The 15319-nt window shown below is 60.8% G+C and carries 11 protein-coding genes; 8 read left to right on the top strand and 3 right to left on the bottom strand.

Annotation, left to right across the window (positions count from 1 at the left end; translation table 11 throughout):
* The first annotated feature begins 63 nt into the window (after positions 1-63).
* Together dinB and B9Z52_RS09920 are read left to right on the top strand one after the other, a co-directional pair.
* Complete coding sequence (dinB, locus tag B9Z52_RS09925) at positions 64-1311, top strand: DNA polymerase IV (RefSeq protein WP_108413846.1); 1248 nt, start codon at positions 64-66, stop codon at positions 1309-1311.
* Complete coding sequence (locus B9Z52_RS09920) at positions 1277-2119, top strand: enoyl-CoA hydratase-related protein (RefSeq protein WP_108413847.1); 843 nt, start codon at positions 1277-1279, stop codon at positions 2117-2119. Before dinB ends, B9Z52_RS09920 begins: the two co-directional genes overlap by 35 nt.
* Before the next feature lie 216 nt (positions 2120-2335).
* Here B9Z52_RS09920 and polA read toward each other — a convergent pair whose 3' ends face one another.
* Complete coding sequence (gene polA, locus B9Z52_RS09915) at positions 2336-5182, bottom strand: DNA polymerase I (protein WP_108413690.1); 2847 nt, start codon at positions 5180-5182, stop codon at positions 2336-2338.
* Positions 5183-5277: 95 nt separating this feature from the next.
* On the opposite strand from polA, the gene B9Z52_RS09910 reads away from it, so the two are divergent.
* The 6 genes from B9Z52_RS09910 (at position 5278) to B9Z52_RS09885 (ending at position 12171) form a co-directional block, all read left to right on the top strand.
* On the top strand, positions 5278-6228 hold the full coding sequence (locus B9Z52_RS09910) for a homoserine kinase (RefSeq protein WP_108413689.1): 951 nt from the start codon (positions 5278-5280) through the stop codon (positions 6226-6228).
* 12 nt (positions 6229-6240) lie between these two features.
* The gene (locus tag B9Z52_RS09905; protein ID WP_108413688.1) at positions 6241-7014 is read left to right on the top strand and encodes a BPSS1780 family membrane protein; all 774 of its coding nucleotides are present in this window, start codon (positions 6241-6243) and stop codon (positions 7012-7014) included.
* 265 nt (positions 7015-7279) lie between these two features.
* On the top strand, positions 7280-8527 hold the full coding sequence (locus tag B9Z52_RS09900; RefSeq protein ID WP_108413687.1) for an ABC transporter substrate-binding protein: 1248 nt from the start codon (positions 7280-7282) through the stop codon (positions 8525-8527).
* Positions 8528-8619: 92 nt separating this feature from the next.
* Positions 8620-9498: a branched-chain amino acid ABC transporter permease gene (locus B9Z52_RS09895; RefSeq protein ID WP_108413686.1), complete on the top strand. Its 879-nt coding sequence runs from the start codon at positions 8620-8622 to the stop codon at positions 9496-9498.
* A gap of 2 nt (positions 9499-9500) precedes the next feature.
* Positions 9501-11426 carry an ATP-binding cassette domain-containing protein gene (locus B9Z52_RS09890; protein ID WP_108413845.1) on the top strand — a complete coding sequence of 642 codons (1926 nt, stop codon included), beginning with the start codon at positions 9501-9503 and terminating at the stop codon, positions 11424-11426.
* Between the two features lie 22 nt (positions 11427-11448).
* Positions 11449-12171 carry an ABC transporter ATP-binding protein gene (locus B9Z52_RS09885; protein WP_108413685.1) on the top strand — a complete coding sequence of 241 codons (723 nt, stop codon included), beginning with the start codon at positions 11449-11451 and terminating at the stop codon, positions 12169-12171.
* Between the two features lie 141 nt (positions 12172-12312).
* On the opposite strand, the gene B9Z52_RS09880 is transcribed toward B9Z52_RS09885, so the two are convergent.
* Both B9Z52_RS09880 and B9Z52_RS09875 read right to left on the bottom strand, forming a co-directional pair.
* Positions 12313-12789, bottom strand: coding sequence for a peptidylprolyl isomerase (locus B9Z52_RS09880; protein WP_108413684.1), 477 nt, complete (start codon positions 12787-12789; stop codon positions 12313-12315).
* A 22-nt stretch (positions 12790-12811) separates the two neighbouring features.
* Positions 12812-15211: a UvrD-helicase domain-containing protein gene (locus tag B9Z52_RS09875; protein ID WP_108413683.1), complete on the bottom strand. Its 2400-nt coding sequence runs from the start codon at positions 15209-15211 to the stop codon at positions 12812-12814.
* Between the last annotated feature and the right edge of the window lie 108 nt (positions 15212-15319).

Genomic DNA, 15319 nt, shown 5'->3' with positions numbered 1-15319 from the left:
GCTCCAAGGGTGACCCAAGCCGCCCCCACCGCCGCGCTGACCAGGCGCATTGCCCACCTCGACATGGACGCGTTTTACGCGTCCTGCGAGTTGCTGCGCTACCCGCAGCTCAAAGGCTTGCCGGTGGTCATTGGCGGTGGCCGCCGCAAAGAAGACGACTTGCTGGCCAAGTTGCAGGCGGCCTACCCGGACGGAGAATGGACAGAAGAGACCTTTGCCGAGCGGTTGGACGAGATTCCGGTCGACTTCTTTCCACGCATCGAGGGCTACACCGGGCGCGGCGTGATCACCACCGCCACCTATGCGGCGCGGCAGTTCGGCATCGGCTCGGCCATGGGGCTGATGAAAGCGTCCAAGCTGTGCCCGCAGGCCATCCTGCTGCCTGTGGACTTTGACCGCTATCGGCACTTTTCGCGCACCTTCAAAAGCATCATCACCGAGATCGCGCCCGTCATGCAGGACCGGGGCGTGGACGAGGTCTACATCGACTTCACCGACGTACCAGGCGGCCAACGTGAAGGCGGGCGCGTGCTGGCGCGGCTGATTCAGAAAAGCATTTTTGAAGCCACGGGCCTGACCTGCTCGGTCGGCGTAGCGCCCAACAAGCTGATCGCCAAGATGGCCAGCGAGTTCAACAAACCGAACGGCATCTCGGTCGTGCACGAGGGCGATCTGCAAACCCTGATCTGGCCGCTGGCCTGCCGCAAGATCAACGGCGTGGGGCCCAAGGCCGATGAAAAGCTCAAGGGCTTTGGCATCCACACCATCGGCGAGCTGGCAGCGCGTGAGCTGCATTGGCTGGTGGACAACTTTGGCAAAAGCTACGGCGCTTGGCTGCACGAAGCCGCTTGGGGGCGCGACGACCGCCCGCTGGAAACCGAGAGCGAACCCGTCAGCATGAGCCGCGAAACGACTTTTGAACGCGACCTGCATGCCGTGCGTGACCGCGAAGAACTCGGGGCTGTGTTCACCCGCCTGTGCCAGCAGGTGGCGGCCGATCTGCAGCGCAAAGGCTACGAAGGCAAGACCATCGGCATCAAACTGCGGTACGACAACTTCCAGGCCGTGACCCGAGACCAGACCCTGAGCGAATACACCGCTGACGCCAAACAGATACGTCAAGTCGCCGGCCAATGCCTCAAGCGGGTGGACCTGTCACGCCGCCTGCGGCTGCTGGGTGTGCGGGTGGGCTCGCTGGTCAAGGCGGGGACAGCGCCTGCCCCGGGGACGTCTTACAGTGAAGCCATTGCCACCCCACCCCCTCAAGCGAATGACCATGGACAAACTCAACTGCTTTTCCCTGACGACTGAGGGCCATGTTGCCCACCTGGTGATGAACCGCCCCGAGGCGATGAACACCATGCACCCGATCTTTTGGCGCGAATTGCACGAGGTGCTGACCGACATCCACAAGGCGGGCACCGCCCGGGCGCTGGTGATCTCGAGCACGGGCAAACACTTCAGCGCGGGCATGGACCTGCAAACCTTTGGCAGCGCCATCCAGATGGACGACACCAGCGCCGAAGGCCGCTCGGCCGTGTACGACCTGCTGACCGACATGCAGCACACCTTCACCTTGCTCGAAGAACTGCGCATCCCGGTCATCGCTGCCATCCACGGCGGCTGCATTGGCGGCGCGGTGGACATGGTCACCGCCTGCTGCATGCGCTATGCCTCGGCCGATGCGTTCTTTTGCATCCAGGAGATCAACATCGGCATGGTGGCCGACGTGGGCACACTGCAGCGCCTGCCCAAGCTGCTGCCCATGGCCTTGGTCAAAGAACTGGCCTACACGGGCAGGCGTCTCAGCGCCGACAAAGCGCTGGCCCACGGCTTGGTGAACGAGGTGCTGCCCACCCACGAAGCCACCGTGGCCGCTGCCCTGCAAGCGGCCAAAGAAATCGCCAGCAAACCGCCCGTGGCCATCTGGGGCACCAAGCAAGTGCTGCACTACGCCCGCGACCACAGCACCGAAGACAGCCTGCGCCACATGGGCTGGCTGCAAGGCGCGATCTGGAGCAACGCCAATGTGCGCGAGGCGATCAGCGCGTTTCAGCAAAAACGCGAAGCGAACTTCGCGCCGCTGCCAGCGCTCAAGGGCTTCAGGGAGTTCGGCTGAGCCCAGCCTCGGCCATGGCTGACACTCTGGTCCGTCATCGCGAGCGAAGCGTGGCGATCCAGTCTCAGAACCATCACTGCAACTGGATTGCCGCGTCGCTGCGCTCCTCGCAATGACGGCTTAAGCTGTTGCAGGCCTCGCGATAAGGGCTTGCGCTGCGGCGCTTCTGGCCATGACGGCTTGCGTTGCCGCACTGCTGGCAATGACCACCCATGCTCAATGCGCCTGCTCCCAATTGGGCCCAAAGCCCACTTCGGCCAAGAGCGGCACCTTCAGGTCGGCCACAGCGGCCATGAGGCGCGGCACTTCGGTGCGCACCCACTCGACTTCTGATTCGGGCACCTCGAAGACCAGTTCGTCGTGCACCTGCATGATCACTTTGGTGGCCTTGCCTTGTTCGTCCAGCGCTTTTTGCACCGCCACCATGCTCAGTTTGATGAGGTCGGCCGCCGTGCCCTGCATGGGTGCGTTGATGGCGGCGCGTTCGGCCCCGGCTCGGCGCGGGCCGTTGGGGCTGTTGATCTCGGGCAGCATCAGGCGGCGGCCAAACACGGTCTCGACATAACCCAGCGCCTTGGCCTGCTCGCGGGTGGCGTCCATGTAGTGTTTGACGCCCGCAAAGCGCTCAAAGTAACGCGTGATGTAGTTTTTGGCGGCGGTGTTGTCGATGCCCAAGGCCTTGGCCAGACCAAAGGCGCTCATGCCGTAAATCAGGCCAAAGTTGATGGTTTTGGCGTAGCGGCGCTGCTCACTGGTCACGGTGTCGGGCGTTGCGCCAAACACCTCGGCCGCCGTGGCCTTGTGCACGTCCAGGCCTTCATGGAAGGCCTTGAGCAAAGCCGGGTCGTCACTCAGGTGCGCCATGATGCGCAGCTCAATCTGGCTGTAGTCAGCGCTGGCAATCACGCAACCCGCCGGGGCTACAAAGGCTTCGCGCACCTTGCGGCCCTCGGCCGTGCGCACCGGGATGTTTTGCAGGTTCGGCTCGTTGCTCGACAAGCGGCCTGTGACGGCCACCGCCTGCGCATAGTGGGTGTGCACGCGGCCCGTGCGCGGCAAAGCCAGCTGCGCCAGTTTGTCGGTGTAGGTGCCTTTGAGCTTGGACAGACTGCGGTGCTCCAAAATGCGTGCAGGCAGCGGGTAGTCTTCGGCCAGTTTTTCCAGCACTTCTTCGTCGGTGCTGCGGGCACCGGTGGCGGTTTTCTTGATGACGGGCAAGCCCAGCTTGTCAAAAAAGATTTCGCCCAACTGCTTGGGGCTGGCCAAGTTGAAGGGCTGGCCTGCGATTTCGTAGGCCTCGGTTTCGAGCTGCACAATGCGCTCGCCCAGCGCTTGGCTTTGGGCGGCCAAGGTCGGCGCGTCAATCAGCACACCGTTGCGCTCGATGCGGTAGAGCGCTTCGCTGGTGGCGATTTCCAGTTCGTACACGTACTTGAGACCCGCATGCGCCTCGATCTGCGGCCACAACGCCAGATGCACGTCGAGGCACTGGTCCGAGTCTTCGCACGAATAGTGCGCGGCCTTGTCCACGTCCACCTGCGCAAACGGGATCTGGTGCGCCCCCTTGCCGCACAGGTCTTCGTAAGTCACGCCCCGGCGACCCACATGGCGCTCGGCAAGACTTGAGAGGCCGTGCGGCTTGTGTACTTCGAGCACATAGCTTTCCAGCATGGTGTCGTGGGCGTAGCCCTGCACCTCGATGCCATGGTTGGCGAACACATGGCGGTCGTATTTGATGTTCTGGCCCAATTTCAAGTGGGCCGGGTTTTCCAGCCAGGGCTTGAGCTTGGCCAGGACGTCTGCCAACGGCAGTTGCTCAGGCGCACCCGGGCCGCTGTGCGCCAGCGGAATGTAGGCCGCCTCGCCGGGCGTGACGCTGAGCGAGATGCCCACGATTTCGGCGCGCATGGCGTCGAGCGAGGTGGTTTCGGTGTCGATGGCGGTGAGCGGCGCTTGCTCGATGCGAGCCAGCCAAGTGTCGAACGCGGCCCAGTCGAGCACCGTGTCGTATTTCAAATCGCCTTGCACCGCGCTGGCGGCGCTGTCCAAGGCGGGCAAGGTCGCAGGTTCGTCGGCCGAAGCCTCGCCAAACAAGTCGCCCATGCCCGTGTCTTTGGGTTTGCTCGTTTTGGCCTTGACCACAGGCGCAGGCACGGTCCCGCCCAGCGACTGCACCAGCCCTTTGAAGCCATAGGTCTGGTAGAAATCGAGCAGCTTGTCCTTGTTGGGTTCGTGCAGGTGCAAGCTGGCCAGCGACGGTAAATCGGGCACCCAAGCGGTCAGGTCGCAATCGGTCTTCATGGTCACGAGCGCCCGACCCTTGGGCAACCAGTCCACCGCTTGTCGCAGGTTCTCGCCCGCCACGCCCTTGATGTCGTGGGCGTTTTCCATCAGCTTGTCGAGCGAACCGTATTCGAGCAACCACTTGGCGGCCGTCTTGGGGCCGACCTTGGCCACACCCGGCACGTTGTCCACCGTGTCTCCCACCAGGGTCTGGTAGTCGATCATGAGCGAAGGCGGCACGCCAAACTCGGCCGTGACGCCCGCCACGTCTCGCACCTTGCCATTCATCGTGTCGATGATGGTGATGTGTTCGTTGACCAACTGGCTCAAGTCCTTGTCGCCGCTCGACACCGTCACGGTGATGCCTTGCTGCGCGGCCACATGGGCCAGCGTGGCGATCACGTCATCGGCTTCCACGCCCGGCACGTCCAGCACCGTCCAGCCCATCAGGCGCACCAGCTCGTGGATCGGCTCGATCTGCGAGCGCAAATCGTCGGGCATGGGGCTGCGGTTGGCCTTGTACTCGGGGTACAGCTCGTCGCGAAAAGTCGGGCCTTTGGCGTCGAACACACAGGCCGCATAGACGGTGGGCACATCCTTGCGCAGGCGCTCCATCATGTTGATCATGCCGCGAATGGCGCCCGTGGCGGCACTCGTCGGGTCGCCGGGCACGGCCCGCAGATCGGGCATGGCATGAAAGGCGCGGTACAGGTAGCTGGAGCCGTCAACCAGCAACAAGCTGGGTTTTGCCGGGGCGGTGTCAGGGGTGTTTTCGCTCATCCCCCGATTGTGTACCGGGTTAAAGCACTTTCTTGCCCCTCTACAATCGACACTTTCCCATCCAGCCAGCCCTCTGGCCCCTCACAAGCTCTCCCATGGCGGTATTCACCGAAGTCTCCGAGGCCCAAGCGGCCCAACTGATGCAAGCCCTGAACTTGGGCAGCCTGACCGAATTGCGCGGCATTGAGGGCGGCATCGAAAACACCAACTACTTCGCCACGACCGATCAGGGCGAGTACGTGCTGACCTTGTTCGAGCGCATGACGAAAGAACAACTCCCGTTTTATCTCTTCTTGATGAAGCACCTGGCAGGCCGCGGCATCCCCGTGCCCAATCCGGCGGCCAACCGCGATGGCGACATCCTGCACACCGTGAGCGGCAAGCCCGCTGCCGTGGTCAACAAACTGGCTGGCAAGAGCCAGTTGCAACCCCAGGCCGTGCATTGCGCCGCCGTAGGCGACATGCTGGCACGCATGCATTTGGCCGGGGCTGACTACAACCGCAGCCAACCCAACCTGCGTGGCCTGCCTTGGTGGAACGAAACCGTGCCGGTGGTACTGCCCCACTTGAATGAGGTCCAAGCCGCCTTGCTGCGCAGCGAACTGGCCTATCAGAACCACATCGCCGCCAGCCCCGCTTACACCGCCTTGCCCCGTGGCCCGGTGCATGCCGACCTGTTCCGTGACAACGTGATGTTTGACGGCGAGCAGCTGACCGGCTTTTTTGACTTCTACTTTGCAGGCGTGGACACCTGGTTGTTTGACCTGTCCGTGTGCCTGAACGACTGGTGCGTTGATTTGCAGACCGGTCTGCACGACGCGCCACGCGCCCAGGCCATGCTGCAGGCCTACATGGCCGTGCGCCCCCTGAGCGCTGCCGAACGAGCCTTGCTGCCTGCCCTTTTGCGCGCAGGGGCTTTGCGCTTTTGGATCTCGCGTTTGTGGGACTATCACCTGCCGCGTGAAGCGTCCATGCTCACGCCACACGACCCCACCCATTTTGAACGGGTGTTGCGCGGGCGCATCGCGCACCCCGTGACACTCTGATCCACTGACCCCATGCAACTGAACATCGTTCCCGCACGCACCGGCCTGAACTGGGCCCGCCAAGGCATCCGCACCTTCTGGCGCCAGCCGCTGGCCATGTCGGGCCTGTTTTTCCTGTTCATGGCCGTGGTGTCGCTGATGTCGATCGTGCCGGTCATCGGCGGCGCATTGGCGCTGATGCTGCTGCCCGCCCTGACGCTGGGCATGATGGCTGCCACCGAGGCTGCCGAGGACAAGCGCTTTCCCATGCCCGGGCTGCTGTTTTGCGCCCTCAAAGCCGGCCCACAACGCAATGCCATGCTGCAGCTGGGCGCTTGGTATGCGCTGGCGTTTCTGCTCATCATGGGTGTATCCATGCTGGTCGACGGCGGCACCTTTGCCCGGATGTACCTCACCGGTGCCAACATGAGCCCCGAAGTGGTCAATTCCGCGTCTTTTCAAGCCGCGCTGTGGGTGTCCATGGTGCTGTACATCCCGCTGGCCATGATGTTCTGGCACGCGCCTGCGCTGGTGCATTGGCAAGGCGTGGCCCCGGTCAAAAGCTTGTTTTTCAGCTTTGTAGCCTGCTGGCGCAATCTGGGCGCCTTCATGGTTTATGTGGCCCTCTGGTTCAGCCTGTTCATCGGCGTGGCGCTGGTCTCGATGTTGGCGACCAGCTTGCTGGGCGATGCGAGCTTGCTGATGGCCATTTTGATGCCCGCCGGGTTGATGGTGGCGGCCATGTTTTTCACCTCCATGGTGTATTCGGTGCGCGACTGCTTTTTGATCACCAGAGCCGATCACTGAGCGCACTCAAAAGAACCAATTGCGCCCAAGCCAGTCTCCATCAGGCTCACTGGGTTTCTTGTTTTCTAAGTGCCTCTTTTTCCTGAATTATTTTTTGTGGTTTTGAAAATTTAATTCATGACCAAATCGACCAACCAAGGGTTTTCTCTTGGTGTTACACCCCTTACAGTCCCAGAGAATCACTCTAGGGTAACCTGCCTGTAACGCGCGCGTCTTTACGAAGCGCCCGAACGGCTGTCTGATTCATAAACTTGGAGAAAACGCAATGCAACGTCGCACACACTTGACCATCCTCGCATCCCTGATGCTGACCACCGGTCTGGCTTTTGCCGCAGACCCCATCAAAGTCGGCGTGACCGGCCCCTACACAGGCGGCTCCTCCTCCATGGGCGTGAGCATGCGCGATGGTGTCAAACTGGCCATCAACGAAATCAACAAAGCCGGCGGCGTTCTGGGCCGTCAATTGCAAGCCGTCGAGCGTGACGACGAAGCCAAGAACGAGCGTGGCGTGCAAATCGCCCAAGAACTGATCAACAAGGAAAAAGTGGTCGCCACTTTGGGCTTCATCAACACCGGCGTGGCTTTGGCTTCGCAGCGTTTCTACCAAGAAGCCAAGATCCCCGTCTTCAACAACGTGGCCACCGGCTCCATCGTGACCCAGCAGTTCAAGGCCCCTGAGTTCCCAGACAACTACATCTTCCGCAATGCGGCACACGACAGCATCCAGGCCCCCATGATCGTGGAAGAAGCCATCGCTCGTCGCAACTTCAAGAAAGTCGCCATCCTGGCCGACTCCACCAACTATGGCCAACTGGGCCGCGAAGACCTGGAAAAAGCCCTGACCGCCAAAGGCGTCAAGCCTGTCGCTGTTGAAAAATTCAACATCAAAGACGTGGACATGACGCCTCAGCTGCTCAAGGCCAAAGAAGCCGGTGCTGAAGTCATCCTGACTTACGCGATTGGCCCAGAGCTGGCACAGATCGCCAACGGCATGACCAAACTGGGCTGGAAAGTGCCCATGGTCGGCAGCTGGACATTGTCCATGGCCAACTTCATTGACAACGCAGGCCCTGGCGGTGAAGGCGCTCGCATGCCCCAGACCTTCATTCAGGAAGCCAACACCGTCAAGCGCAAGGCCTTCATCGACGGGTACCTGAAGACCTTCAAGCCCAAGAACAACCGCATCGACTCGCCCGTGTCGGCTGCGCAAGGTTATGACTCGGTTTACTTGTTGGCCGCCGCCATCAAGCAAGCCGGCACCACCGACGGCGTGAAGGTCCGCGAAGCCCTGGAAAACCTGCAAACCAAGGTTGAAGGCGTGGTCACCACCTATGACAAGCCTTTCACCCACGACGACCACGAAGCCATCACCGCCAACATCCCCGTGTTCGGTGAAGTCAAGGGCAGCAAAGTGGTGTACGCCTACGAAGAAGACAGCAAAAAAGGCTCGGACATCCGTACCAAAGCAGCCAAGAAAGACGCTGCAGCTGCCAAACAGCCTGCCAAGAAGTAATTTGTGATCTTCACACGCCGTATTCGCTCACGCGAATACGGCGTTCTTTATATGTGTTTCGGTTTTTCACTTCTTACCTCCTGAGTCCTCCCATGGAAATCCTTCTTCAACTTGTCTACAGCGGTATCGCGCTGGGCATGATCTACGCGGTCATTGCCTTTGGCTACCAGCTGACTTTTGCGACATCTGACACCCTCAACTTCGGCCAGGGCGAAGCCCTGATGCTGGGCGCATTGGTCGCGTTGACTTTGGTCGACAGTCTTGGCATGAATTACTGGCTGGCGATCCCGCTGGTCGGCATCTTTGGCTTGTTCCAAGGTGCCTTGGTCGAGCGCATCGGTGTGCGTCCCGCCATCAAAATCAAGAGCGAATTTGGCTGGATCATGTCCACCATCGCTTTGGGCATCATCTTCAAAAACGTGGCCGAGAACATCTGGGGCCGCGACGACCTGAAGTTCCCTTCGCCCCTGCCTGAATCGCCCCTGAAAATCTTGGGCGCCAACGTGCTGCCCATGGAGCTGCTGGTCATCGGCGGCGCGGTGCTGATGATGCTGGCGGTGGAATTTTTCAACCGCAAAACCATTTACGGCAAAGCCGTGGTGGCCACGTTCAATGACCGCGATGCCGCCAAACTGATGGGCATCAACACCGGTCTGGTGATCACCTTCTCTTATGCGCTGTCGTCGTTGACCGCTGCTTTTGCGGGCATGTTGATTGCACCCCTGACCCTGACGGGTGCCACCATGGGTGCGGTGCTGGGCCTCAAGGCCTTTGCGGTCGCCATCATCGGCGGCCTGACCAGCGGTATGGGCATCATCGTGGGCGGCATCATTTTGGGCATTGCCGAAACCACCACGGGCTTTTACCTGTCCACCGGCTACAAAGATGTGCCCGGTCTGGTTCTTCTTTTGCTGGTGCTGGCTGTCAAGCCCTCTGGCTTGTTTGGTAAATCTGCGATCAAGAAGGTCTGATGATGAATCGCAAATACTTCATTGCTTCCGTACTGGGCTTCATCGCCCTGTGCCTGGTGCCTGTTTTCACGCACAACCCCTATTACATCCACTTGGTCGAGACCATCATGATCTACGCGATCTTGCTGTTCGGCCTGGACATCGTGGTGGGCTACACCGGCCAGGTCTCTTTGGGCCACGCCGGTTTGTTCGGCATCGGTGCTTACACCGCCGGTGTGCTCTTCCTCAAGGTCGGCGCGCCGTTCTGGGTCATTTTGCCCGCCAGCATTGTGGTGACCGGCATTTTTGGCGCGATCTTGGCCCTGCCCGCTTTGCGCGTGTCGGGCCCTTACCTGGCCATGGTGACCATGGCCTTTGGCACGATCATCCAGATCCTGATCAACGAGATGACCTTCCTGACAGAAGGCCCCATGGGTTTGAAGATCCCCAAGCCCACCGTGGCCGGCTACAAGTTCAACGAGGAGTCGTTCTACTGGGTCGTGTGCGTGATGCTGGCGCTGTCGTTGCTGGTGGTGCACCGCGTGCTGCGCTCGCAACTGGGCCGTGCGTTTGAAGCCCTGCGCGGCAGCCCTGTGGCGTCGGATTGCATGGGCGTGTCGGTTTACCGCTACAAGGTTTACGCCTTCGTGATCAGCGCCGGTTTCGCCGGTCTGGCCGGTTGCCTGTACGCCTATTCTGAGCAATACATCTCGCCCAACACCTACAACAACGAACTGACCGTGATGTTCTTGTTGGCCATCATCATGGGCGGCCGCAAGACCCGTCTGGGTGCCATGCTGGGCGCCACCATCATCGTGCTGCTGCCCAAGCTGCTGGACGACTTGGAAGCCTTCCGCATGGTCGCCAGCAGTCTGGCTGTTCTGATGCTGGTGGGTGCCGTGATTGGCATCGCACGCCGCCGCACCACTTGGCAAACCATGTTTGTGCCCGTGGTTGGCACCGCCGCTCTGACAGCCTTCTCCTTCTGGCTGGACAACATCACCGACTGGCGTCTGTCGATCTTCGGCTTGATGATTCTGTTTGTCGTGTACTACCTGCAAGACGGCATCGTGGGCTTTGCCCGAAGCCTGATGGGCAAAACCGCCAACTCGGACAACGTGATTGACCTGAGCGCTGGCCAAAACCAGCAAGGCGCTCTGGTACGTGCCACCGAAAACGGCGACGGCGACCTGCTGGTGGCCAAGCAAGTGCTGATGCAATTCGGCGGTCTGAAAGCCATCAACCAGGTGGACCTGAAAATCAAGCGCGGCACCATCCACGGCCTGATCGGCCCCAACGGCTCAGGCAAGAGCACCATGATGAACGTGCTGACCGGCATTTACGTGCCCACAGCCGGTGACATCGCTTTTGCAGGCCGCTCGGTGGTGGGACGCACCTCGTCCGACATCGCCTTGTCCGGCATTGCCCGCACCTTCCAGAACGTGCAATTGTTTGGCGAGATGACCGCGCTGCAAAACGTGCAGGTCGGCCTGCACCACACCTTCAAGAGCAACTTCCTGGATGTGGCGCTGCACACCCCGCGCTACAGCAAAGAAGAGCTTGCCGCCACCGAGCGCGGCATGAGCCTCTTGCACTTTGTGGGCCTGGCTGAGCTGGCCAACGAAGAAGCGCGCAACCTGCCCTACGGCAAGCAGCGTCTGCTGGAAATTGCCCGTGCCTTGGCACTGGACCCTCAACTGTTGTTGCTGGACGAGCCCGCTGCGGGCCTGACCGCCCCCGACATCAAAGAGCTGGTGCAAATCATCCGCAAGATCCGCGACCACGGCATCACTGTGATCCTAATCGAGCACCACATGGACGTGGTCATGAGCATTTGCGACACGGTGTCGGTGCTGGACTTCGGTCAGAAGATTGCCGAAGGCCAACCCGCAGAAGTTCAAGCCAACGAGAAGGTCATCGAAGCCTACCTCGGCGGCACAGCCACCTGATGGCCGACTGGAGTATCAAGACATGTTGAGTATCAAGAATCTGGAAGCAGGCTACGGCAAGGTGCACGTCCTGCATGGCATCAGCATCGAGGTGCCGAAAGGCAAAGTGGTGACCCTGATCGGCTCCAACGGCGCTGGCAAGACCACCACCATGCGTGCCATCTCCGGCATGATCCAGCCCACCTCGGGCGAGATCGCGCTGAACGGCAAACGCATCGACGGCATGGAGTCCTACCACATCGCCAAGCTGGGCCTGGCCCACTCGCCCGAAGGCCGCCGCGTGTTCGCCACCATGACGGTGACCGACAACCTGACGCTGGGTGCCTTTCCGCGCCTGACCGGCAGCCGCCCCAAAGGCGATGTGGCCGGTGACCTGGACCGTGCGATGGACCTGTTCCCCCGCTTGAAAGAGCGCCGCAACCAGCTGGCCGGCACCTTGTCGGGCGGTGAACAGCAAATGCTGGCCATGGCCCGCGCCGTGATGCTGAACCCCGAAGTGGTCTTGCTGGACGAGCCCTCAATGGGCCTGGCGCCGATTCTGGTGGAAGAGGTCTTCAAGATCATCAGCCGCCTGAAGGAGCAAGGCGTGACCATGTTGCTGGTCGAGCAGTTTGCCGCCGCCGCGCTGAATGTGGCCGATTACGGCTACGTGCTGGAAAACGGCCGCATCTCGGTGCACGGCGATGCGGAGCGCCTGAAAACCGACCCGGCTGTGAAAGCGGCCTACTTGGGCGGCGGTCACTGAGCACCCGTTCAGACCGTTCCAACGACAAAGGGGCAGTCCGCAAGGACTGCCCCTTTTGCTTGGGCTACCGATGTCGGGGCTAAAGCCGCCGACCTGCAAAATACGTCCCGCAGTCGGAGCTTCAGCTCCGACGTGACTTACTCAATGGTGATGACCATGCGCGCCATGCGCATGGCGGTGCGTGACCTCATCAGCAGACGCCGCACGCACTTCCAGCACCTTGAGGCTCAGGCTCAGGTTCTGACCAGCCCAAGGGTGGTTACCGTCCAAGATGACCTGATCACCCTTGATCTTGATGACGGTGAACACGTGCTCTTGCCCTTCGGGTGTGCGGCCACGCAGCTGGCCACCGACTTTGACGCCCGGCGGAAAGTCTTTCTTGGCAATGGTCTGCACCAGCGTCTCGTCGCGCTCGCCAAAGGCATCGGCTGCAGCGAGCTTCAAGGTGGTCTCAAAGCCCACGTCCTGGCCTTCAAGGGCCTCTTCGATCTTGGGCAGGGTGTTCTCGTAGCCGCCGTGCAAATACGAAGTGGGCTCTTGTGCTTTGTCCAGCAACTGGCCTTGGGCGTTCACCACTTGGTAGTGCATGGTGACAACGGTGTCTTTTCCAATTTTCATGGGGTTCTTTCTTTTCAAAAAATCAAACGATGGTCAATTTGGCCACGCTCAGCGCCAGCCATTTCACGCCGTGGCGCGGGAAGTTCACCTGGGCACGCGCATCGGCACCGGCGCCCTCCACCGCCAGCACTTTGCCTTCGCCAAACTTGGTGTGAAAGACTTGCTTGCCTGCGGTGATGCCGTGCTCGGGCTCGGCTTTTTGCACCGGCACAGGCGGGCTCTTGTACGTCTCGGTGCTGAGGCTGCTCTGACCCCAGGCCGGGCGGGCATGGCGGTTTTGCGCCGGGGTTTGGCCCCAGGCACCGCCCCCGCCAAAGCCACCACCACCACCACTGGACGAGCCCAAGTTGGAAAAACCTGCGTTCTTGGGCGTCACCCACTTCAGGCATTCTTCGGGCAACTCGTCCAGAAAGCGGCTTTTCAGGTTGTAACGGGTCTGACCGTGCAACATGCGGGTTTGCGAATGGCTCAGGTACAGGCGCTTGCGGGCGCGGGTAATCGCCACATACATCAGGCGGCGCTCTTCTTCGAGGCCGTCAAAATCATTCATGGCATTTTCGTGCGGGAACAAGCCTTCTTCGAGGCCAGTGATGAACACCGCGTCGAACTCCAGGCCCTTGCTGGCGTGCACCGTCATCAGTTGCACCGCGTCTTCACCGGCCTGCGCTTGGTTGTCACCTGCTTCCAGCGAGGCATGCGTCAAGAAAGCTGCCAGCGGGCTCATGATCACGCCGTCTTCAATGAATTCGTCCGTGGCTGCAGGCGCATCGCCACCCAATCCCTGACTGGCCGGGCTTTGCGACAAACCTTGAGGAAGGGCCACGGCACTGCGGCCAAAGCCTTCTTGCGTGACAAAGCTCTCGGCCGCGTTGACCAGTTCTTCCAAGTTCTCCACCCGGTCCGCACCTTCTTTTTCGGCGCGGTAGTGGTTGACCAAGCCGGTCTTGTCCAGCACCAAGTCGATGATCTCGCGCAAGGTCATGCCTTGGGTCTGCTCGCGCAACACATCGACCATGGCCACAAACGCGGCCAGATTGGCCCCGGCCTTGCCGGTGGTGGCGCTCACGGCGTCATGCAACGAACAGCCTGCGGCACGGGCAGCGTCTTGCAACTGCTCGATGCTGCGCGCACCGATGCCGCGTGGCGGAAAGTTGACCACCCGCAAAAAGCTGGTGTCGTCGTTGGGGTTCTCCATCAGGCGCAAATAGGCCAGCGCGTGCTTGATCTCGGCCCGCTCAAAAAAGCGCAAACCGCCATACACACGGTACGGAAATCCGGCATTGAACAGCGCAGTTTCCAGCACCCGGCTTTGCGCGTTGCTGCGGTACAGCAAGGCCACTTCCTTGCGCTCAAAACCGTCTTGCTTGACCAACTGGCGCAGCTCTTCCACCAGCCATTGCGCTTCTGCAAAGTCAGACGGTGACTCCACCACCCGCACCGGCTCGCCTGCGCCTTGGTCTGTTCGCAGGGTTTTGCCCAGCCGGGTCTTGTTGTGGCTGATCAGGTGATTGGCCGAGTCGAGGATGTTGCTGTAGCTGCGGTAGTTCTGCTCCAGCTTGATCTGGTGCTGCACCTGAAACTCGCGCACAAAGTCGGCCATGTTGCCCACGCGGGCACCCCGAAAGGCGTAAATGCTCTGGTCGTCGTCGCCCACGGCCAAGATGGCGCACTCTCCCCCCTCGCCTGGCAAACCGGCCAGCTGCTTGAGCCAGGCGTATTGCAGCTTGTTGGTGTCTTGAAACTCATCCACCAAAATGTGCCGGAAACGGCGGCGGTAATGCTCGCGCACATGCACGTTGTCGCGCAGCAGCTCAAACGAGCGCAGCATCAACTCACCAAAGTCCACCACGCCTTCGCGCTGGCATTGCTCTTCGTACAGCTGGTACAACTCCACCTTGCGGCGGGTCTCGTCGTCGCGCACCGTCACATCGCCCGGGCGCTGGCCGTCTTCCTTGCAGCCCGAGATGAAATACTGCAATTGTTTGGGCGGAAAGCGGTCTTCGTCCACATTGAACTGCTTGCACAGGCGCTTGACGGCCGACAACTGGTCTTGTGTGTCCAAGATCTGAAACGTCTGCGGCAAGCCCGCCAGCTGGTAATGCGCCCGCAAAAAGCGGTTGCAAAGCCCGTGAAAAGTGCCAATCCACATGGCGTTCACATTCACCGGCAGCATGGACTGCAAACGCAGCTTCATCTCCTTGGCGGCCTTGTTGGTGAAAGTCACCGCCAAAATGCCGCCGGGCGAGACCTGCGAAGTCTGCAACAACCAGGCGATGCGCGTGGTCAACACCCGCGTCTTGCCCGAACCGGCCCCCGCCAAAATCAGCGCGTGCTCGGGCGGCAAGGCCACTGCCCGGTGTTGCTCGTCGTTGAGCTGGGCGAGCAAGGGGGAAGAGGTGTTTGTGGAGGTGTCTGACAGCATAGGGGGAGATTGTAGGAGGCGCACCCCACTGGCCTGGCTTGCTCAAGCTGGCCAAGGACTTACATACCATTACAAACGAGGGTTTTCGAGAGATGCAAACATTCAAAT

This window comes from Limnohabitans sp. Jir72 (assembly GCF_003063575.1).
GTDB lineage: Bacteria > Pseudomonadota > Gammaproteobacteria > Burkholderiales > Burkholderiaceae_C > Limnohabitans_A.
The sequence above is the reverse complement of the archived record's forward strand: the minus strand, read 5'-3'. Positions and strand labels throughout refer to the sequence as shown.